General features: G+C 64.1%; 19 protein-coding genes. 4 read left to right on the top strand and 15 right to left on the bottom strand.

The genetic code is table 11. The features are described from left to right. Positions 1-9: 9 nt before the first annotated feature. On the bottom strand, positions 10-891 hold the full coding sequence (purU, locus tag HWE17_RS16505) for a formyltetrahydrofolate deformylase (protein WP_034786194.1): 882 nt from the start codon (positions 889-891) through the stop codon (positions 10-12). Positions 892-1,236: 345 nt separating this feature from the next. On the opposite strand from purU, the gene HWE17_RS16510 reads away from it, so the two are divergent. The 3 genes from HWE17_RS16510 (at position 1,237) to HWE17_RS16520 (ending at position 2,786) form a co-directional block, all read left to right on the top strand. Continuing rightward, positions 1,237-1,734, top strand: a complete 498-nt coding sequence (locus HWE17_RS16510; protein ID WP_176389489.1) for a phasin family protein — start codon at positions 1,237-1,239, stop codon at positions 1,732-1,734. A 47-nt stretch (positions 1,735-1,781) separates the two neighbouring features. Beyond that, positions 1,782-2,162 (top strand): KGG domain-containing protein, encoded by a 381-nt coding sequence (locus HWE17_RS16515; RefSeq protein WP_035826421.1) that lies wholly within the window; start codon positions 1,782-1,784, stop codon positions 2,160-2,162. Positions 2,163-2,273: 111 nt separating this feature from the next. Continuing rightward, complete coding sequence (locus HWE17_RS16520) at positions 2,274-2,786, top strand: YgjP-like metallopeptidase domain-containing protein (RefSeq protein WP_099402635.1); 513 nt, start codon at positions 2,274-2,276, stop codon at positions 2,784-2,786. Positions 2,787-2,897: 111 nt separating this feature from the next. Here the strand turns inward: HWE17_RS16520 and HWE17_RS28685 are convergent, their stop codons facing one another. The 12 genes from HWE17_RS28685 to HWE17_RS16580 all read right to left on the bottom strand — a co-directional run bounded on the left by HWE17_RS28685 (position 2,898) and on the right by HWE17_RS16580 (position 16,850). Further along, the gene (locus HWE17_RS28685; protein WP_255206279.1) at positions 2,898-3,491 is read right to left on the bottom strand and encodes a PEP-CTERM sorting domain-containing protein; all 594 of its coding nucleotides are present in this window, start codon (positions 3,489-3,491) and stop codon (positions 2,898-2,900) included. A gap of 312 nt (positions 3,492-3,803) precedes the next feature. Continuing rightward, on the bottom strand, positions 3,804-4,349 hold the full coding sequence (locus tag HWE17_RS16530; RefSeq protein ID WP_176389510.1) for a TIGR00730 family Rossman fold protein: 546 nt from the start codon (positions 4,347-4,349) through the stop codon (positions 3,804-3,806). A gap of 11 nt (positions 4,350-4,360) precedes the next feature. Next, positions 4,361-5,134 (bottom strand): hypothetical protein, encoded by a 774-nt coding sequence (locus HWE17_RS16535; protein WP_176389490.1) that lies wholly within the window; start codon positions 5,132-5,134, stop codon positions 4,361-4,363. A 41-nt stretch (positions 5,135-5,175) separates the two neighbouring features. Continuing rightward, on the bottom strand, positions 5,176-5,847 hold the full coding sequence (locus tag HWE17_RS16540) for a TetR/AcrR family transcriptional regulator (protein ID WP_034758777.1): 672 nt from the start codon (positions 5,845-5,847) through the stop codon (positions 5,176-5,178). Between the two features lie 138 nt (positions 5,848-5,985). Then, positions 5,986-6,591 carry a phasin family protein gene (locus tag HWE17_RS16545; protein WP_176389491.1) on the bottom strand — a complete coding sequence of 202 codons (606 nt, stop codon included), beginning with the start codon at positions 6,589-6,591 and terminating at the stop codon, positions 5,986-5,988. 150 nt (positions 6,592-6,741) lie between these two features. Next, a complete protein-coding gene (locus HWE17_RS16550) occupies positions 6,742-10,380 on the bottom strand; it encodes an EAL domain-containing protein (protein WP_176389492.1) in 3,639 nt (1,212 codons plus the stop codon). Positions 10,381-10,709: 329 nt separating this feature from the next. Further along, a complete protein-coding gene (locus HWE17_RS16555; RefSeq protein ID WP_176389493.1) occupies positions 10,710-11,639 on the bottom strand; it encodes a triacylglycerol lipase in 930 nt (309 codons plus the stop codon). After that, on the bottom strand, positions 11,636-13,270 hold the full coding sequence (locus HWE17_RS16560) for a GMC family oxidoreductase (RefSeq protein ID WP_176389494.1): 1,635 nt from the start codon (positions 13,268-13,270) through the stop codon (positions 11,636-11,638). Before HWE17_RS16560 ends, HWE17_RS16555 begins: the two co-directional genes overlap by 4 nt. Positions 13,271-13,277: 7 nt before the next feature. Continuing rightward, on the bottom strand, positions 13,278-13,805 hold the full coding sequence (locus HWE17_RS16565) for a hypothetical protein (RefSeq protein ID WP_176389495.1): 528 nt from the start codon (positions 13,803-13,805) through the stop codon (positions 13,278-13,280). 72 nt (positions 13,806-13,877) lie between these two features. Continuing rightward, positions 13,878-15,083, bottom strand: a complete 1,206-nt coding sequence (locus HWE17_RS16570; RefSeq protein WP_255206277.1) for an MFS transporter — start codon at positions 15,081-15,083, stop codon at positions 13,878-13,880. 103 nt (positions 15,084-15,186) lie between these two features. Then, positions 15,187-16,089: a LysR substrate-binding domain-containing protein gene (locus HWE17_RS16575; protein ID WP_176389496.1), complete on the bottom strand. Its 903-nt coding sequence runs from the start codon at positions 16,087-16,089 to the stop codon at positions 15,187-15,189. Then, complete coding sequence (locus HWE17_RS16580) at positions 16,086-16,850, bottom strand: RNA methyltransferase (RefSeq protein ID WP_035826392.1); 765 nt, start codon at positions 16,848-16,850, stop codon at positions 16,086-16,088. The genes HWE17_RS16575 and HWE17_RS16580 overlap by 4 nt, the downstream gene beginning before the upstream one ends. A 195-nt stretch (positions 16,851-17,045) precedes the next feature. On the opposite strand from HWE17_RS16580, the gene HWE17_RS16585 reads away from it, so the two are divergent. Continuing rightward, a complete protein-coding gene (locus HWE17_RS16585) occupies positions 17,046-17,828 on the top strand; it encodes an inositol monophosphatase family protein (RefSeq protein ID WP_035826389.1) in 783 nt (260 codons plus the stop codon). Positions 17,829-17,904: 76 nt separating this feature from the next. Here the strand turns inward: HWE17_RS16585 and HWE17_RS16590 are convergent, their stop codons facing one another. Together HWE17_RS16590 and HWE17_RS16595 are read right to left on the bottom strand one after the other, a co-directional pair. After that, positions 17,905-18,834: a type II secretion system F family protein gene (locus HWE17_RS16590; protein WP_176389512.1), complete on the bottom strand. Its 930-nt coding sequence runs from the start codon at positions 18,832-18,834 to the stop codon at positions 17,905-17,907. Between the two features lie 27 nt (positions 18,835-18,861). Continuing rightward, positions 18,862-19,830, bottom strand: coding sequence for a type II secretion system F family protein (locus tag HWE17_RS16595; RefSeq protein WP_176389497.1), 969 nt, complete (start codon positions 19,828-19,830; stop codon positions 18,862-18,864).

Below are 19,830 nucleotides of genomic sequence, written 5' to 3' on the forward strand. Positions count from 1 at the left end.
AAGTCGGTATCAGCGGAAGACCACGGTCTTGTCGCCATTTTTCAGGATGCGGTGCTCGACGAACCATTTCACGGCGCGCGCCAGCACCACGCACTCGACGTCGCGGCCGATGGCCGTCAGGGTTTCCGCATCCATCGCATGGTCGACGCGCTCGACGTCCTGCTCGATGATCGGGCCTTCGTCCAGGTCGCCCGTGACGAAGTGGGCCGTCGCGCCGATCAGCTTGACGCCGCGGTGATGCGCCTGCGCGTACGGCTTGGCGCCCTTGAAACTGGGCAGGAAGGAATGGTGGATATTGATGGCGCGGCCATCGAGCGCCTGGCACAGGCCCGGCGACAGGATTTGCATGTAGCGCGCCAGCACCACCAGGTCGATCTTGTGCGTGTCCATCAAGTCGATGATCTTCGCTTCCTGCGCCAGCTTGGCCGCTTCCGGCGCGCCGGCCGCCAGCGGCAAGTGGTGGAAGGGAATGTTGTAGCTGGCCGCCAGCTGGTAGAACTCCATGTGGTTCGACACGATGGCGGGAATTTCCACGTTCAGCAAGCCGCTCTTGTAGCGGAACAGCAAATCGTTCAGGCAATGGCCGATCTTCGACACCATCAGCATCACGCGCGGCTTGACGCGCGCATCGTGCAACTGGCCATGGAAGGGACCATTCAACTGCATGGCTTGCGACAGGTCGGCGAAGTCGCTGCGCAACTGGGCGTCGCTGACGGCGCCGTCTTCCAGCGCGAAATGCACGCGCATGAAGAACAGCTGGGATTCCTGGTCGCCGAACTGGGCGGAATCGAGGATGTTGCAGCCGCGTTCGGCCAGGAAGCCGGACACGCGGTGCACGATGCCGCGCTGGTCCAGGCAGGACAGGGTCAGGATGTATTCGGGATGCGTCATGGTCGCGGAAATAGGTCAAAAAGTAAGGCGATGCTCGGCTCAGCCACGCGCGCCGGCCATCGGCTGCGCTGCCGCGAGCCGGCTATTGTCGCACGGCCGGGCCTGTAAACCTGCATTTTCCACACAGCCATCGTGGCGGACGCGACGCGCCATCTCATTAGCGTTCGTTTGATCTGGCGCAAAACCATCGCATTTTTCAAGCAGCCAGGGGCCATTCGCGCCTTAAACGACCACCTGGCGTGGAACCTGGCGCGCCATCCGGCGTCTATCTCTTTGCTCGTTTCAACATACGCCGCACCCGGTGCACCGGGTGTTTTTCGGACCAGATTTTCATTGAGGTAGAACATGTTCCCTAACAGTATTAGCCCCGCGCTGAAGTCCCACCTGGAAGCCCAGCTCAATTTCGCCACCGACCTGTCACGCAAGATGTTCGACACGGCGCAGAAAATGAGCGAGCTGCATGTGCGGCTGGCGCAAGACCTGTTCCAGGAATGGAGCGACACCAATCAGCAACTGCTGTGCGCACGTGACACGGGCGAGTTCCTGTCGACAGCGGCCCAGCTGCAACCAGGCGGCGTGAGGCTGCGCCAGTACCAGCAGCAGCTCGGCAATCTGGTCGCCAATGCCAATGTCGAGATGAACCGCACTGCGGAAACGCATATCCCCGAAGCGAGCCGCACGGCCGTCGCCTTCGCGGACGAAGTGGTGCGCAAAACCGCCGAGGAAACGGAAAAAGCTACGCAGCGCCAGCGTGAAATGATCGAAAAAATGCACGCCGCGGGCCACCGCAATGGCGCCGGCCAGAGCCGCGACACCAGCAGGCAATCCGATCAGGCGCATTGAACACCTGAATTGACCACTAGACCCCACTCGACAGCAAGGAGAGCGACATGGCTAACAATCAAGGTAATGAACAGGGCAAAGGCACTGGCAGCAGCCAGAAAGCCGGCGAATCAGGCAGCGGCAAAGGCACGAGCAAGCGCGGCTTTGCCGCCATGAACGAGGAGCAGCAACGCGAAATCGCCAGCAAGGGCGGCCAGGCAGCCCATCAAAAGGGCACGGCCCATGAATTCGACTCGGAAGAAGCACGCCGGGCCGGGCAGAAAGGGGGCGAAGCCGTCAGCCGCAACCGCGAACACATGGCGGAAATCGGCCGCAAGGGCGGCGAAAGCCGGCAATCGGCCCAGCGCGCCAATGAAAGCCGCAGCACGGCGGCACGCAGCGGCAGTACGGGCCGGCAGGGCAACAAGGACGAGGACGACAAGGGCTGATCCGGGGCTGCTCTGGCGGCCCCATGCAAGGGCTGGGGCAGCGCGTGGCGCGGCGGTATGGTACATTCTCGCCTTACCGACACCTCCGCGCCACGCCCCGCCCTTCCCCGCATGCAGCCATCCCTGAAATACCTGAGCGCCTATTCCGAACAAACGCAAGCGCAAGTGCAGCAACTGATCGCGCAAGACAAGCTGGGCGACGTCCTGTTGAAACGCTATCCGAGCGCGCACGATGTACGCAACGACAAGGCTTTATACCAGTATGTGCAAGACTTGAAGAATGAATTCCTGCGCAATGCCGAGCCCATCAACAAGGTGGCGTTCGACAGCAAGATCCATGTGATCCAGCACGCGCTGGGCTTGCATACCTCGATCTCGCGCGTGCAGGGTGGCAAGCTCAAGGCCAAGCATGAAATCCGCGTGGCCACCATGTTCAAGGAAGTGCCGCTGGAATTCCTGCGCATGATCGCCGTGCACGAACTGGCGCACGTGAAGGAAAAGCAGCACGACAAGGCGTTCTACAAGCTGTGCACGTATATGGAACCGCAATACCACCAGTACGAATTCGACGTGCGCCTGTACCTGACCCAGCTCGACCTGTCAGGCCAGCGCCTGTGGTCCTGAAGTCCTGGCCATAACGGGCCGTTCCTGAAGTCCACGAAACAATGCCGCCCAGGGTATCCACTGGGCGGCATTGTTCGGTATGCGCCGGCGAGGCCGGCAGCAAGTTCAGACTCAGGCGGCGTTCTTGCGGCGGCGCAGGAAGGCCAGCAGGCCCAGTCCGCCCAGCATCATGCCGTAGGTGGCAGGTTCCGGCACGGCGCTCACGCTGGCGGCGATATTGTCGACCTGGAAGGTGTGCAAGGCGCCTTCCTTCCACGATGCCGACAGCAGGTTGTTAAAACCCGTAAACGTGTAATCGCTGAAGGTATGGCTGCCATCGAGGCTGAAGGTCTGGCTCACCGTGCCGCCGCCCACCTGATGGCCGACGAAGGTCACGTCGTAGGCGCCAGGCAAGCTCACGAAGTCAGCCAGACTGATCGAGCTTAGCGAGAAGGCTGCGCCATCGGTACGGCTCAAGGTGGTCGTCGACAGGAGCGTGGCGCCCAGGCCGGCCGAGCCAGCGTAGGCGAAGTTGCTCTGGTGCGCAGAACTCAACAGGCCCAGGAAGCTGCTGTCGAAATCATAACCGCCTTCGGAGTAGGAGTTGAAGACGGAACCGAAAATGCCGGGATGTTCCAGCGCATCGAAGCCGATGGTCGTGGTTTGTGCGTGGGCGCCGCCAGCGGCGAGAATGGCGGCAACAGCGGTCGCGCGCAGGAAGGTCATGGATTTCAAAATAGCATCCTTTCAAGATGATGAAGTAGCGAGGTTGTGGCAACTTGCAATACTTAGGCGTCGTCGCGGGAAACGGGAGGTGCCTCGCCGGGTGTCCGACATGCCTGTCTTTTGAACAAGTGCAGTAGAACACATTCATATACAAAAAGCATCTTCATTTTCAAAAAAACATGCCTGCATAGAAATATTATGGCTATATTTATATTAATTAAGTTGTTGAGCTTGATCAATTTTCCCGTACAGAAATAAAAAAGCCATGCACTTCACAGTGCATGGCTGCGGGTAAGGTTCCGTAAGGAATCTTTACGGCGCACAATCTTTCAGGCGCTGCACCAAGGTCGCAGGGTCGGCATCGGCATTCAGGAAGGCCGCGTGCTGCGGGCGAATAAAACCCTGCTCCTTGCCGTTTTGCACGAAAGCGATCAAGCCGTCATAAAAACGGTCGACATTGAGCAAGCCGATGGGCTTGGCGTGCAAGCCCAGCTGGGCCCATGTGAGCATCTCGAACAGTTCTTCCAGGGTGCCATAGCCGCCTGGCATGGCGATGAAGGCGTCGGACAGGCTGGCCATCATCGCCTTGCGCTCATGCATGTCCTTCACGATGAACTGGCGCGTCAAGCCCGTATGGCCCACTTCGCGCTCGACCAGCTGGGTGGGGATCACGCCCGTCACCTCGCCGCCCAGGCGCAGCACTTCATCGGCGATCACGCCCATCAAACCCACCTTGCCGCCGCCATACACGAGCGAGATATTTTCCGCCACCAGCACGCGCGCCAGTTCGCGCGCCGCCACGGCATAGTCCGGCGAGACGCCCGCATTGGCGCCGCAGTACACACATAAAGCCTTGATCACAGTAATCCCTACCCTTTCAATTCATCGATCGCCGCCTCGACCTCGAGGCGTTCCTTGGCGTCCAGTGCCTCGCACTCGGCCGCCTTTTCATACAGTGCCAGCGCTTCCGCCAGCTTTTTCTTTCCGTCGAGCATGTTCAAGGCGCGCGCGTATTCGCTGTGCGCCAGCGCCGAATATGGCGTCAGGGCCAGCGCCGTCTTGAAGTGCTGATAGCCGTCTTCCTTGTTGGCGCCGTAAGTCAGGCCGCCGATCATGGCGCCGACCTTGTCGATAATTTCCGTATGATAAATCCCAAACGCGATATGCGCTTCCGCATGCATGGGCGCTACAGTCATCGTGCGGTCCAGGCTGTTGCGCACGCGCGCCCCCATGCCCTGTGCCAGGGCCCTGACGACGGACGTGCCCAGCGCATAGCGGCCCAGGCTGTAGGCATGCCAGTAATAGCCGGCCGGATTGCCCGGCTGCTCGCTCTGCTGGCGCTCGCAGCGCTCGGCGACCTCCTCGTACATGTCGAGTTTGCGGCTGTCGTCCACTTCCAGGTGCGTGGCGTAGATGCAGGTCGCCTTGTGCGCCACCGCATAGCCGGGCACGCCGACGGCCAGGCCCAGCTTCACGGCGCGCTCGAAGTCGCCCGCATGGAAGGCCAGCCAGGCTTGCACCAGCGCAGGGTGGGTGGGAAACGGTTCCACGTCGCCCGCATGCAGGCGCGCCCAGGCCGCTTCCAGGGTTTGCGGCGTGTAGACATATGCTTCGTCCGGATAAGGAAATTGTTTCCAAGCCATATATCTCTCCTGTAATGGACGACGGGGCGCCAGCAGCCGCGTCAGTCGTTCTTGAGTTTGGTCACATACTCTTCCGACAGTTTGCGAAACAGCAAATGCGTTTCATTGCGCAAATACGGCCCGATCAGGGACAGTACCTGGTAGCAGCCGCGCGCCAGCGCATCGGACATCGATTGCTGCTCGCTGTACTTGCGCGGATTGCGCACATACTCGTACGACAGCCAGTAGGTGGCAACGACCACCATATTCGTCGCCATCGCGGCCACTTCCATATCCGACGCTTCCAGCGACTGTTCGCTGCGCAAGTCTTCGCACAGCTGCGTGGCCACCTTGATCTTGTGCGCCAGGATCAGTTTGAAGTGCAATTCCAGCTTGCGGTTGCGCGACAACAAATCGTTGAGGTCGCGATAGAAAAAGCGGTAGCGCCAGATCAGTTCGAACATCAGGTGCAAATACAGCCAGACATCCTCGATATTCGAACGGCGCCCGTCGGGCACGGTCAGGATGCGTTCGATTTCCGCCTCGAACTGAACGAAAATCGAGTTGACGATGTCGTCCTTGTTACGGAAGTGGTAATACAGGTTGCCGGGCGAAATGTTCATCTCTTCCGCAATCACGGTCGTCGTGATATTCGGCTCACCAAACTCATTGAACAGGCGCAGCGACAACTCCAGGATGCGTTCGCGGGTACGGCGTGGTGCTTTTTGTAGCATGGCGGGCAATCTCTCTGTGTTCTGCCTCAAGCATACCACCTAAGATAGCTGTAATGAAACACTCCGCCCCCAGGCGCCGGCGAAAAGCACGGGCAAGAAAAAGCCTGCTCGCGCAGGCTGGAGGGATGCGGCGCCGGCTCAGGCGGCCGGCGCTTTTTTCTTCGCCGCCGGTTTGCTCACCGGCTTGCTCGTTGGCCTGGCTGCGGCGCGCAGCGCGGTCCTGGCCGCCGGCTTGGCCGGGGCCTTGGCGACGGCCGCTTTGGGCGCGGTTTTCGGCACGGTTTTTGATGCGGCTTTCGGCGCCGCCTTCACGGCGGGCCTGGCCGCAGCCTTCGGCCTGGGCGCCGACGCGGCCTTGGCCGACAGCGCCGCCACTTGCTGGCTCAAGGCATCGATCTGCGCGTGCAGCGCGGCAAGATCCTGTTGCGTGGGCACGCCGATGGCGGCCAGGGCGCGCGCGACGCGCTCTTCAAACACCTGTTCCAGCTTGTCCCAGGAGCCGCTGGCCTGCTTGCCCACGCCATCGGCCAGCTTGCCGACGCTGTCGCTGACGTCGGCCACCTTGTCTTCGGCGCGCTTCTGGAATTCCGTGCCTTCTTTCACCAGCCGGGAAAACACGCGCCCCCCTTCTTCCTGCGCCTTGGCGAAAGCGCCGAGGCCCGCTTGCCAGATCTGCTGCGCGGACGAGCGCACGGCGTTCGCCAATTCCGCGTCTTCCGCCAGTTCCTTCAATTTCTTCACCATCGCCAGCTCCCGTCATGTGAAAGGCCATGCCACGCATGGATGCGTTTTATTCTAGAGAGCAAAACTAGAGACGGGAGTCTAATTCGATGGAAAACGGCTGCGCAAGGTGCGCCAGCGCACGCGGCGGCCACTTGCCAGTACCGCAAGCACCTACGCCGCCGCTTTCACCTGGCCGTGTAGCAGCTTGTGCAGGCGGAAGCCTTCGCGGATATTCTCGCGCAGCACGGCGCCTTTCCACGGTTTCGTGTAGAAGCGGTCGACGGCGCCGCGGTTGATGGCCGCCATGATGGGCGTCAGGTCGGCAAAGGCGGACAGCATGATGCGGAAGGTGTCGGGGCACAGGTGCTTGACCCGCTCCATGAATTCGGTGCCGCTCATGAGCGGCATGCACTGGTCGCACAGGATCACCTGCACCTTGTGGCGCGCCAGGATGTCGAAGCCCTCGGCGGCCGTCTGCGCCGTCAGGATGCGGTAGCCGTCCTGCGCCAGGAAGTCGCTGAGCACGTCGAGCATGAAGACGTCGTCGTCGACGATCAGCAAGGTTTGCTGTTCTTCGCTGCCCGCATCCTCGGGCGCCTGCAGCAGCTGGCCTTTCATCAGCATCTGCTCGAATTCCTCGTGCGGCACGGGGCGGCTGAAATAATAGCCCTGCATCTCGTCGCAGCCGTGGCGCCGCAGATAGGCCAGCTGGGCATCGTTTTCCACGCCTTCGGCGATCACTTCCAGCTTCATGCTGTGCGCCATGCTGATGATGGCCAGCACGATGGCCGCGTCGTCCGGGTTGCTCGTCACTTCGCGCACGAAGGCGATGTCGATCTTCAGCTTGTCGATGGGGAAGCGCTTCAGGTAAGCCAGGCTGGAATAGCCGGTGCCGAAATCGTCGATGGAAATCTGGATGCCCAGCGCCTTCAGGTTGCGCAGCACGGCGATGGTTTCCTCGGCGTTCGACATGAGCGAGCTTTCCGTCAGCTCCAGCTCCAGCAGTTCGGGCGCGATATCGTATTTGCGGATCGCCTTGAGCACCTCCTCTTCCAGGCCGCCGACGAAAAACTGGATGCCCGACACGTTGACCGACAGGTGCACGGGCCCGATGCTGCTGGCGCCCCACTCGCTGATCTTGCGGCACGCTTCGTCGAGCACCCAGTTACCGACGCGCACGATGAGACCCGTTTCTTCCAGCAGGGGGATGAACAGGGCCGGCGAGACCATGCCGTGGCCGGGGCGGCGCCAGCGTATCAGCGCCTCGGCGCCGCTGATGCGCCCCGAGATGATGTTCACCTTGGGCTGGAAGAACAGCACGAATTCCTCGTTGTCGATGGCGCGCCGCAGGGCATTTTCCATGTCCAGCCGCGCCATCGACTGCGCATTCATTTCCGCCGTGAAGAAGCGGAAGGCGTCGCGGCCCGCTTCCTTGGCGCGGTACATGGCCGTGTCGGCATATTGGATCAGGGTGTCCGCATCGACGCCGTCGTCCGGGTACACGGAAATGCCGATGCTGACGGTCACCGTCACTTCGTGGCCCTGCAAATCGAAGGGCTTGCGCATCGCTTCGCGGATCTTGTCGACCACGCCCACCGCATGCTGGGCGCCGTCGGGCAGCACCAGGATGGTGGCAAATTCATCGCCGCCGAAGCGGCCAATGGTGTCGCGCACGCGCAGGCAATCGACGAGGCGGCTGGAAAACTGACGCAGCAGGTCGTCGCCGATGGTGTGGCCCAGCGTATCGTTGATATTCTTGAAGCGGTCGATATCCATGAACAGCACGGCCACGGCCCATTGGTGCTCGGCCGCCTGCGACAGCGAATGGGTCAGCGAGGCGTAGAACTGGCTGCGGTTCGGCAAACCCGTCAAGGTGTCGAAATGGGCCAGCTTCATCAGGCGCTGCTCGGCATCCTTGCGCTCGGTGATGTCGCGCGCCACGGCCACCAGGATCCAGCTCTGGCCCGAGCGCAGGGTGCGCCGCTGCACTTCCACCGACAGGGGCGAGCCGTCCTTGCGCTGCAGCTGCAATTCCGCCATCGGCCCGCCCTGGTCGCCGGCCAGCAGCTTGTTGTACAGCTCTTCCAGCTGGGATTCTCCCTCGTGCGCGCGGCCCGGCCCCACGCGCAGGAAATCCTCGCGCTCGAAACCGAGCATGCGGCAAGCCGTCTGGTTGACGTCGACGAAGCACATGCCGGCGCGGTCGACGAGGAAAATCGCGTCGGCCGTGGCATCCATCGCCAGACGGAAGCGGCGCAAGTCTTCATCGAGGCGGATGCGCGCCGCCATGTCCAGGGTCAGCTGCTCGTGGTGGCGCTTGATTTCGTCGTACAGCAGCAGGTTGTCATAGGCGACGGCGATCTGCGCCGCCACCGTGGCGGCGACCCGCTCGTCGACTTCGGAAAATTCATTCGCCCCCAGCTTGTCGACCAGGTACAGCCAGCCGTGGCTGCGCTCGCGCGAAGCGATGGCCACGCCCAGGAAGGAATGCACGGGCGGGTGCGTGTCGGGCAGGCCCAGCGCGCCGGGATCACCCTTCAAGCCATTGACCCGGTAGGGCTGGCGCTGTTCCAGCAAGCGGTTCAAAATGCCCGTGCGCGGCGCGCTGGCGATGCGCTCGAGGTTTTTCTCGGCGCCGCACGAGGAAAAATAGCTGAGTTTTTCGGCGCCCTCTTCCAGCACGCCGATGCAGGCGTACCTGGAGACGCAGATATTCTGCGCCACCTTGCAACCCGCCTCGATCAGGGCGCGCGGATCGCGTTCGGCGCCCAGTTCGATGCCCAGCTCGATCAGGGCCGTCAGGCGCAGGCTCACCGCCTGCAGGCTCGACAGCGAGCGCGACAGGCGCTCCGTCATGACACCCAGGTCTTCGGGGATGGCGGCCTGGCCTTCGCGCTGGGTGGCCAGCTGCGAGATCTGCTGGCTGCTCGATTCCAGTTCGTCGAGGTAGCCGCTGACCTGGTGCTCGATGCCGGCCAGCTTGCCTGTGGCGGGAGGGGCCGCACCGCCGCTGGCCTGCGGCGCCGCCGGCACCTGGGCCGCCGCCGGCATCAGCCCCAGCGCCTCGTTGACGGTGCGCACGATGACCTCGGGGTCGGACGGCTTGGGCAGCACCCAGCGCACGCCGCAAGCCTGCGCCAGCAGGATCGCTTCCTGCTCGCGGTAGGTGGCCGTATAAAAGATGATGGGCACGTCGGTCAGCGCGGGATCGGCATGCACGCGCGTGACGAATTCGTAGCCGTCCATGTTCGGCATGAGGATGTCGGAAATGATCAGGTCCGGCCGCTCGGTACGCAATATTTCCAGCGCATCGGCGCCATTCGCCGCCTCCAGCAGGCGGTGGCCGCCGTAGCCCAGCAGGGCGGTCAGAAACTCGCGGTTCAGCACATGATCATCAACGATCAGGATGGTGGCTATGTCGTTTTTAACTGGCGTCGACGGCGCCCCCGGTAAAAAAGACTCCAGCTCCGCGACGAACAGGTCGGGCTCGATCGGCTTGCCGATGTAGCCATTGAAGCCCGCTTCGAGCAGGCGTTCGCGGTCGCCCACCATGGCCAGCGCCGTCACGGCCAGGGCCGGGATGGTGCGCAGCTGCGGGTCTTTCTTCAGCTCCGCCACCACGCCATAGCCATCGAGCTTGGGCAAATGCACGTCGCAAATGATCAAGTCCGGCAGTTCGCTGCGCGCCATGCGCACGCCCTCTTCGCCGTCATAGGCGGCCAGCGGCGTGTACCCGAAGGCACGCAGCAAATACACCATCAATTCCATATTGGTGGCGTTATCTTCGATAATCAGGATACGTGCGGACAATTAGCGCCCCCAATAAAAACTGCATGGACTCATTTTCTGCCTGCGTTCAACTTTCCGTTTGCGCGATCTACATAACAATCCTACAACATCTTGCCATACATCCAGAAAAATATCTGTCCGCAGGATGCCGGCGGAACGGCGCAAGCGGCCCCAGCAAAAAAATTTCGCCGGCTGTCTTCTGACGTTAGCTTAATACAGTACGCCAGTGGAAAACAGCATTTTCTGCCCCGTGCGTTGTTAAACAGGGGCAACAGCAGAGTCAAAACAGACAGTCTTGCCATGCAGACAAAACACAACAGGACTCAGGCAAAATGGGGAGTAGATGGGGGTTAGGCGACTTCGTTCTTGATAGTGATTTCTTCCAGCAGCTGGCGCAGCACGCGCGCATCGCTGGCCAGCGCCACGTGGCCGATGCCGCCGAAGGCGAGATTGCGCGCACCGGGCAGCTGTGCGGACGCTTGCGGCGCGACGATATTGTCGTGATGCGAATACATCGACGTGATCAGCGCGCGCGTCTCTGCCGTCTCGCTGGCGGCCAGTTGCGCCAGCCAGCCGCTCGGCGCGCCATCGATACGGCTCATCTGCCGCGCATTCGTCCCCGCCGCCAGGTTGGCCAGCGCCGTGCCGTGGTGCGGCGTGCCGATGGTGATGATGCGGGCCACGCGGGCCGCGCCATGCCGGCGCAGCCAGGCGCGCGCCACCAGGCCACCCATGCTGTGGGCGACAAGAATCACGCGGTCGCTGCCCGTACGGGCGCACAGCTCGGTGATGGCTTGCTCGACCTGCGGCACGAACGCCTCGATGTCGCCGTTAATCGGTTCCAGATCGATCGCCTTGTACACGATACCGGCCCGTGCCAGTTGCCCGCTCAGCTTTGTCCAGTAGCCGCGGTTGCACACATAGCCGTGCACCAGCAGCACCGGCATGCCCTGGCCGGGGATGCTGCCGGCCGCATGCAGGCGCGGACGCAGCATGCCCCACGACGACGTCCACAGGGTGGCGCGCAGTTCGCCGAAAAACAGGCGCGCGGCGCCCATGGCGCCCAGCTGGTATTCAGGCGGCACGGGGCTGCCCAGGCGCCGGCTTTCCCAAAAGTTGCGCGCGACGACCAGCGCGCGCACGGCCAGCAGCATGGCGCCCGCCAGCAGCACGGCCAGCAGCGGCGACGCGACGCCCCACGCATGCATGGCCAGGTAAGCCACGCACAGCACGGCCAGTACTTGCAGCAGCATCAGCCACTTGAGGATACGCGCGATCATGCGGCAGTTGGCACGGGCACGGGGGCCGGCTTGCCCGTCAGCGCTTGCGCCAGGCCGCTGGCCAGGCGCGCGGCCAGCGCGTAAATCGTCAGCTGCGGATTGGCGCCTATCGAGGTGGGAAACAGCGAACCGTCGTGCACGGACAGGTTGCGCACGCCATGGTAGCGCCCGTCGGACCCCGTCACGCCCAGCCGTGCATCGTCCGACATGGTGCAGCCGCCCATCACGTGGGCCGACACCACGCGCGCCAGCAGCGCCTGCATCGGCAATGCGCCGATGGCCTGTTTCGCCTGCGCCCAGCTGGTGTAGTGGCGGGCCAGCTCGTGTACGGGATACACGCTGTTCGCGCCGGCGGCGAACTGGATTTCCGCCATCGACAGCAGCGCGCGCCGCGCGCCATCCCAGATGAAGGGCGTGAGCGGATAGTCGAGCACGGGCGCGCCGAAACTGTCGATGGACACGCTGCCACCCGCCGCATCGTGGTGAAAGCCGTCGCGCAGCAGGGCCAGCAAGCCGTGCGCATGGGGAAATTCGCGCATCGTGCGCGCATGTTCATCGCCGAAGCCGCCCATGGTGGTGGCCATCAGCAGCGGGTGCAAAGGCGGCGCTTCAAGCTTGTAGCCGATGGGGCCATCGATGGGCGCCGTGTGCAGGAAATGGTCGGAATAAATCGTCTGCGGCGCGCCCGCGTAAGCATCGACGCGCTGGGGGAACAGGCCGGCCGAAATCACCGTCGGATGCAAAAAGGTACGCCGGCCCAGCAAGCCGTGCGGGTCGGGCGCCTGCGAGCGCAGCAGCAGCGCCGGCGAATTGATGGCGCCGCCGGCCAGCACAAAGTGCTTGGCGCGCAGCGTCAGGCGCACGCCCGTCGGCACTTGCCCGGCCGCGTCGAGCGCCGTCACCTGCAGGCTGTCGACGCGCTCGCCCTTGAAGCTGAAACGCTCGGCGCGTGCATGCACGAGCAGGCCCGCGCCCAGCGCCAGCGCCGAGGGAATCGTCGTCACCAGCATCGACTGCTTGGCGTTCGTCGGGCAGCCCATGCCGCAGTAGCCGAGGTTCCAGCAGCCGTTCACATTGCGCCGGATGGCGGCCGTGGGGATGCCCAGCGCCGTGGCGCCACGGCGCAATAAATCGTTGTTTTCATTCGGCGGCACGGCCCAGTCGCTCACGTGCAGGCGTTTTTCCATCATGGCGAACCACGGCGCCATGGCGTCCACGCCATAGCCGGCCAAGCCAAAATGCTTGCGCCAGTATTCCAGCGTGCCGGGCGGCGTGCGAAAGCTCGAGGTCCAGTTGACGGTGGTCGAACCACCGACCGTGCGCCCCTGCAGGATATTGATCGCCTTGTCGCGCGTCTTGCGGGCGGCCGATTCCTGGTACAGCGCGGGATAAGCCTGCGCTTCGCGCATCTTGAAGTCTTGCGACGACTTCAGGCCGCCCTCCTCGACGATCAGCACTTTCAAGCCGGCCAGCGCGAGGATTTCCGCCGTCACGCCGCCGCCGGCGCCGCTGCCGATGACGACGACGTCGGCCTCGAAGCTGCGGTCGGTACCCAGGGTGCTGGCGTCGGTGACGTTCCAGCCGGCGGCCACGCCGATGGCGATGGGGTCAGGAATGGGAGATGTGCTCATGGATGCCTTATGCGCTCAGTTCGGGCAGCGGTCCCGGATAGCCGATGGCGGCCCAGTGGGCGGCATCGGCATACCAGGCGCCGAGGATCAGGTCGTGCAGGGCCAGGTAGGCCGTCTGCAGTGTCGCCAGGCGGTGCGTGCGCCACGACTGCAGAAAGGCGGCCACCTGGGCGGGATCCGCGTCAAGCCAGCCGCCATGCACACCGGCGACGAAGCGCCGCGCGGGTGCCAGCGCCAGCAAGCCAAACAGGTCCTGCACCTCCTGCTGCGCCGCCAGCGGCAAGCCACGGATGGCCGTGTCCACGCCGGTGATGGCGCCATCGAGCGCAGTGGTACGTGCAGATGCTTCCTGCGGCAGCGCGCTGCCCAGCATGGCCGGCACGATGGCCGCCAGCGCCGCGCGCGCCCCGCCATCAAGCATGAAGCGGCCAGGCGGCGCCGGTCCGCGCACGAGACGGTAGGCGGCGCCGCCGGCGGCCAGCACCCCGGCGCCGAGCAAGCCCAGTTTCAGAAACGATCTGCGTTGCATCCCCATGTCTCCCCTTGTTTTGTACGGCCTTTTGCAGGCCAGTGTACGCCAAAGGCAGTAGGCGCTTGAACGCAAAAACTAGAGCACAGAGTCTAGTTTGCGCGACTGAAACCACAGCAGCAGCATGGCCAGCAGCGCCGCCAGCGCGCCGCCGATGGCGATGCTGGGCAAGCCAAAGGCGACGATCAGCGCACCGCCGAGCGCTCCTCCAACGGCCGTACCCGCATTGAAGGCGGCGATATTCAAGCCCGCCGCCACGGCGTCGCTGCCCGGGCAATGCCGCTGCGCCAGGCGTAGCAGCCGCATGGTCGACAGGGTCACGAGGGCAAAGAAGAGCAAGCCCAAAGTGCCGCACAGGGCCAGCATGGCCAGAGGCTGGGCGCGCAACATATAAAAGCCCAGCAAATTGAGCGCCAGCGCGGCCAGGGCCAGCACGGTGGAACGCAGCGCATGGGGACGATCGGCGCACCAGCCGCCCAGCAGGTTGCCGCCGATGGCGCACGCGCCAAAGGACAGCATGGCGGCGCCCAGCCAGGCCGCATCGAGTCCGCCCAGTTGCAGCAGGAAGGGCGACACATACGTGAAAAAACTGAAGGTCGCCACGCTGACCAGCGCCGCCACGCCGGCCGCCATCAGCAGGGGTGGCTGCAAGATGGCGCGCAGGCTGGCCAGCGCCGATACGGCGCCAAGCTGCTGGCGCGCGGCCGGCATGGCGCAGCGCAGGCCGGCGCCGCCGCATAGGGCCAGCACGCCGATGGCGGCAAATACCCAGCGCCACGACGAGACGGCGCCCAGCCACGTCCCCAGCGGCACGCCGCCGGCCAGCGCCAGGGTCAGGCCCAGCCAGACGATGGAGAGCGCCCTGCCTGCGCGCGACGGGTCGACCAGGCTGGTGGCCGCATGCGAGGCGACGGCCATGAACACGCCATGCGCGAGGCCGACGGCAAAGCGCACACCGAGCAGCGCGCCCAGTGCCGGCGCGGCCGCCATGGCCACGCTGCCAACGGCCAGCACGAGCATGGTGGCCACCAGCACCTGGCGCGTGGGCCGGCGCGCCAGCATGGCCGTCAGGATCGGCGCACCGATGGCCGCCCCCAGCGCATACGCGGCGATGGCGCCGCCGGCCGCCGCCACGCTGGCGTGCAAGTCGCGCGCCATGGGAGACAGCAGGCCGGCGGCGATGAATTCAGATAAACCAAAGGCGAAGCTGCACAGGGAGAGCAGATAAATGGAGAATGGCAGCGTGGCGGACGGCAGCACTGTGCGCGAGGACATGGTGGACATGGCAGTTCCTGACAATCAAAAACGCCATGCTGGCCCCTGGGCCATCATCTGTAAAATATCTTATTTATATTGAAACGAGACGCTTAACGTCTCAATTCAAGTCTCAATGGGCGGAAAAGAGCCGCAATTGCGCCAGCAGCCGCTCGCGCACGGGCGATGGGCGCTGCGGGTCCCACGCCATGTACAGGTCAAGCTGGCGCAGCGCTTCGGGCGCGCTGCTTGCCAGCGGCAGCATGACGACGCCGGCAGGCCTGGATGCCGCCAGGCTGGCCGGCAGCAGGGCCACGCCGAAGCCGGCCGCCACCAGTCCCAGCACCGTTTGCAAGCGGCGCGCCTGCTGCGCCACGTGCGGCACAAAACCCGCGTGCAGGCACAGGCTGGCCAGCTGGTCGTGGAAACCCTGGCCCAGCTCGCGCGGCGAGGCGACGAAATCGTCACCGGCCAGCTCCGCCAGGTCCACCCGCGTCAGCCCCGCGCAGCGGTGGTTCAAGGGCAGCGCGATCACGATGTCTTCGCCGGACAGGCGCTCGAAGCGCAAGAGCGGCGTGCTGCGGCCCGGTGCGCGCAGCAGGGCGATATCGACCTCGTTCTTTTCCAGCCACTCGACCTGCTGCTGCGTCGACGCTTCGCGCAAGGTGAATTGCACGGCGGGCGAGGCGGCGCGGAAAGCGCGCAAGGCATCGAGCACGTGGGCATACGGTGTGATGTGGATGAAACTCAGGCGCAAGTGCCCCTCGACGCCCTGCGCCACGCGGCGCGCAGCGGCCACGCCCTCTTCCAGGCTGGCCAGCACCTGGCGCGCCGTGGCCAGAAACGTGCTGCCGGCGGGCGTCAAGGCAACCTTGCGGTTCGTGCGCTCGAATACAGGGTAGCCGAGCAAGTCTTCCAGCCGCAGTATCGCCTGCGACAGCGGCGGCTGCGCCATGTGCAGCCGTTCGGCCGCGCGGCGAAAGTTCAGTTCCTCGGCGACGGCGATGAACTGGCGCAGCAGCCGGGTCTCTATCATGGGCCTTTTTTGGCTACCGCCAGGATATGCCGCGCGATGCCGCGCAGGATGTTGACTTCTTCCGTTTCCAGCCCCGTGCGCGAAAACAGGCGTTTCAGGCGCGGCATCAGTTTTTTCGGATTGTCGGCGTCGAGGAAATCGATGGCGACCAAGGCCTGCTCCAGATGCGCATACATGCCGTCGACCTGCGCCAGGCTGGCCGCGTCGCCATGGAAACCGACGGGACTGGCGGCTTGACCATCGCCGAGGGCCGCCACGCGGCATTCATAGGCCACCACTTGCGCCGCCTGCGACAGGTTCAGCGAGGAATACTCGGGATTGGCGGGAATGTTGATCAGCACATTGCACTGCTCGACGATCTCGTTGGGCAAGCCGAAGCGCTCGTTGCCGAAGATGACGGCCGCGTGCAGCTCTTCGCTGGCCGCCAGCTGGGCCGCGATGGCGCGCGGGGCCGTGACGGGCGGCGAAAATTCGCGCAATCTGGCCGAGACAGCCGCCGCGTAATTGCAGCCTTCGAGCGCTTCGGCGATCGAACCGACGATGCGAGCGCCCGACAAAATATCCTGCGCGCCGCTGGCGAAGGCCACCGCTTCCGCATCCGTCAAGGCATCGGGAAAACGGGGGTTGACCAGCACCAGATCGGAAAAACCCATCGTTTTCATGGCGCGCGCGACGCCGCCAATGTTGCCAGGACGACTAGTTTCGACAAGAATAAATCGCAGGCGTTTGAAAAGAGACGTGTTGATTTCGGGCAGATTCATTTAAAATAGCGCTATTGCGCGGTATCGATACAGGAAATTTCGGGAAACGGAGTCACAAAACGCTGACGCCAGGCCGGGATTTTAACCACTTCGGCACCGCTCCGCTCTTTAATTCATTCTTGCACTCTATCGTACCGGCGCCGAAAGGCGACGCTGGGCGGTCGCGTGCTTTTAACGGAAGCTCACATGCACCCAATGCTCAACACGGCGATCAAAGCCGCCCGCCGCGGCGCCGCCGTCATCAATCGCGCCTCTTTTGACCTCGACCGCGTCGTCGTCACGGAAAAACAACATAACGATTTCGTCACCGACGTCGATCAGGCGGCCGAACAAGCCATCATCGAGGTGCTGTCCAAAGCCTACCCGGACCACGCGTTCCTGGCTGAGGAATCGGGAGCTTCCGCCAACTCGCACGACGAGAATGAATATCAGTGGATCATCGACCCGATCGATGGCACCACCAACTTTATCCACGGCTTCCCGCAATACTGCATCTCGATCGCTCTCGCGCATCGCGGCGTCGTCACGCAAGCCGTCATCTACGATCCGGTCCGCAACGACCTGTTCACGGCCACTAAAGGCGCCGGCGCCTACCTGAACGAAAAACGCATCCGCGTCACCAAGCTGGACCGCATCTCGAACGCCCTGCTGGGCACCGGCTACGTGGCCGGCAGCGCCCGCGCGCTGGACGAATACCTGAAGATGTACGCGATCATGGGCGAACGCAGCCAGGGCGTGCGCCGCGCCGGTTCGGCCGCGCTGGACCTGGCCTACGTCGCTTGCGGCCGCCTGGATGGCTTCTACGAAAAAGGCTTGAAGCCTTGGGATATCGCCGCCGGCGCCCTGATGATCACGGAATCGGGCGGCATCGTCGGTGAGTTCAGCGGCGAATCGGACTACCTGTACAAGGGCGACGTCATCGCCGCCAGCCCGAAGATCTTTGGCCAGATGATCACCCTGCTGACGCCATTCGCCTGATTGCCAGAAGCACTCTGATGTAAAGAAGCTACCGGAGGAAACTCCGGCAGCTTTTTTTTCGCCTCTCAGCGATCTTTCAATTGCCGCGCATGGCCGGCAGCAGCACGCGGTAAATCTGCAGGAACGCCGGCCCCATCAGCACGACCATCAGCGACGGAAAGATGAAAAAGATCAGCGGAAACAGCAGCTTGAGGGCGATCCTGGCCGCCGTTTCTTCGGCGCGCTGACGCCGCTTGGTGCGCAGCTGGTCGGATTGCACGCGCAGCGACGCGGCGATGCTCGTGCCGAAGCGCTCGGCCTGGATCAGCAAGGTCACCAGCGCGTCCACGTCCTCCACGCCCGTGCGCAGGGCCAGGTTGCGCAAGGCCTTGTCCTTGGCGCTGCCGGCGCGCAGCTCCAGCGTCACCAGTTGCAGCTCTTCGGCCAGGACGGCGCTTTTCAGGCCGATTTCCTGCGCCACGCGCGCCAGCGCCGCATCCATCGCCAGCCCCGCCTCGACGCACACCGTCATCAGGTCCAGCACATCGGGAAAGGTTTCGAACACTTCGCGCTGACGCTGTTTCAGGCAGTGCGACAGCCAGACATTGGGCAGGTAATAGCCGAGGGCGGCCGCCGCGACCAGCCACAACGGCATATTGTGCCCGCCCTGGCGCAGCAGAAAATACAACAGCAGCGGCAAGCCCACGAACAGGCCCGTCTTGGCCGCATAAAACAGGGCCGGCGCGGCCTGGCTGCGCCAGCCGGCATGCACGAAGCGGCTGCGGATGGGCGAACGTTCCCAGCCCTCGTCCGGCAGCGACAGCCTGGCCAGCGGGCGCGTCAGGCTGACGGCGTGCGCCACCCAGCGCCGCCTGGCATGGCGCTCGCGGTCGCCGGCGGCCGCATCGCCGAGCGCCTGCAGCCGCTCCTGCACGGCGCTGCCGGCGAACAGGCGCAGCACCAGCACGGCCAGCGCGAAAACAATCAGGAACAGCAGGCCCAGCAAAGCCAACTGCGCCGCACTCATGCCGCTCATCGTGTCTTTTCTTTCATGTCACACCCGGATATGGATAATTTTTCGGATGCCGAGCACGCCAACCATCAGCAAGCCCAGCGCCACGCCGACCATCTTGCGCCCGCCCGCATCCGTGTACAGCACGGCAATGAACTGCGGATTCATCACGTGCATCATCAGCGCCGCGCCAAACGGCAGCAAGCCCAGCACCCAGGCCGACATGCGCCCTTCGGCCGACAGCACGCGCACCTGGCCCAGCAGTTTCAATCGGTCGCGGATGATCGCGCTGATGCTGCCCAGCAATTCAGTCAGGTTGCCGCCCGTCTCGCGCTGGATCAGCACGGCGATGACGAAATAGCGCAAGTCCGTGCTGGGCACGCGCGCGGCCAGGTTGCCCAGCGCATCGGCCATCGCCACGCCAAAACTGACTTCGTCGAACACGGCGCGAAACTCGTCGGCCAGCGGCCCCGTCATCTCCTCGCCGACCATTTTCAGCGCGGTGGGAAAGGCATGGCCGGCGCGCATGGCGCGGCCCATCAGGTCGAGCGCGTCCGGCAACTGCTGCTCGATGCGCACCAGCCGCCGGCTCCTGGCCCGGCGCGCCAGCAGATACGGCAGCGCGGCGCCGCCCGCGCCCAGGCCCAGACGCACATACCATGGCAGCGGCAGCGCGCTGGCCAGCAGCAGGCCAACCGTCGCGCCCAGTGCGCAATAGCCGAGAAAGCCGGCCACCAGCCAGCGCATGCCCGCCTGCAGCAGCAGTTGCTCGACGCGCCGCGCGCCGGGCAAGCCTTCCAGCACGCCTTGCAGGAAGGGATAGACGCTCAGCGGGCGCTGCTTGGTGATCGACAGCGCCTGTTCGCCATCGCTGGCCGTATACATGGACTGCAAGCGCCGCGCCACCCGCGCCGCGCCCGGCCCCCGCGCCGCTTGCCACGCCAGCCAGGCGCCCGCCACCAGCAGCAGGACGGCAAGGAAGAGGAACACATAGACAAGGTAGGAAAGCAT

The sequence above is a fragment of the Janthinobacterium sp. BJB401 genome (assembly GCF_013372745.1).
Lineage (GTDB): Bacteria > Pseudomonadota > Gammaproteobacteria > Burkholderiales > Burkholderiaceae_D > Janthinobacterium > Janthinobacterium rivuli.

What these genes read in the sequence shown, in the direction of transcription:
- HWE17_RS16565 (WP_176389495.1), bottom strand. Translation starts at nt 13,805, where the DNA reads ATGGGGATGCAACGCAGATCGTTTCTGAAACTGGGCTTGCTCGGCGCC.
- HWE17_RS16535 (WP_176389490.1), bottom strand. Translation starts at nt 5,134, where the DNA reads ATGGCTTGGAAACAATTTCCTTATCCGGACGAAGCATATGTCTACACG.
- HWE17_RS16560 (WP_176389494.1), bottom strand. Translation starts at nt 13,270, where the DNA reads ATGAGCACATCTCCCATTCCTGACCCCATCGCCATCGGCGTGGCCGCC.
- HWE17_RS16520 (WP_099402635.1), top strand. Translation starts at nt 2,274, where the DNA reads ATGCAGCCATCCCTGAAATACCTGAGCGCCTATTCCGAACAAACGCAA.
- HWE17_RS16570 (WP_255206277.1), bottom strand. Translation starts at nt 15,083, where the DNA reads ATGTCCACCATGTCCTCGCGCACAGTGCTGCCGTCCGCCACGCTGCCA.
- purU (WP_034786194.1), bottom strand. Translation starts at nt 891, where the DNA reads ATGACGCATCCCGAATACATCCTGACCCTGTCCTGCCTGGACCAGCGC.
- HWE17_RS16590 (WP_176389512.1), bottom strand. Translation starts at nt 18,834, where the DNA reads ATGAGTGCGGCGCAGTTGGCTTTGCTGGGCCTGCTGTTCCTGATTGTT.
- HWE17_RS16595 (WP_176389497.1), bottom strand. Translation starts at nt 19,830, where the DNA reads ATGCTTTCCTACCTTGTCTATGTGTTCCTCTTCCTTGCCGTCCTGCTG.
- HWE17_RS16540 (WP_034758777.1), bottom strand. Translation starts at nt 5,847, where the DNA reads ATGCTACAAAAAGCACCACGCCGTACCCGCGAACGCATCCTGGAGTTG.
- HWE17_RS28685 (WP_255206279.1), bottom strand. Translation starts at nt 3,491, where the DNA reads ATGACCTTCCTGCGCGCGACCGCTGTTGCCGCCATTCTCGCCGCTGGC.
- HWE17_RS16580 (WP_035826392.1), bottom strand. Translation starts at nt 16,850, where the DNA reads ATGAATCTGCCCGAAATCAACACGTCTCTTTTCAAACGCCTGCGATTT.
- HWE17_RS16585 (WP_035826389.1), top strand. Translation starts at nt 17,046, where the DNA reads ATGCTCAACACGGCGATCAAAGCCGCCCGCCGCGGCGCCGCCGTCATC.
- HWE17_RS16515 (WP_035826421.1), top strand. Translation starts at nt 1,782, where the DNA reads ATGGCTAACAATCAAGGTAATGAACAGGGCAAAGGCACTGGCAGCAGC.
- HWE17_RS16545 (WP_176389491.1), bottom strand. Translation starts at nt 6,591, where the DNA reads ATGGTGAAGAAATTGAAGGAACTGGCGGAAGACGCGGAATTGGCGAAC.
- HWE17_RS16555 (WP_176389493.1), bottom strand. Translation starts at nt 11,639, where the DNA reads ATGATCGCGCGTATCCTCAAGTGGCTGATGCTGCTGCAAGTACTGGCC.
- HWE17_RS16510 (WP_176389489.1), top strand. Translation starts at nt 1,237, where the DNA reads ATGTTCCCTAACAGTATTAGCCCCGCGCTGAAGTCCCACCTGGAAGCC.
- HWE17_RS16575 (WP_176389496.1), bottom strand. Translation starts at nt 16,089, where the DNA reads ATGATAGAGACCCGGCTGCTGCGCCAGTTCATCGCCGTCGCCGAGGAA.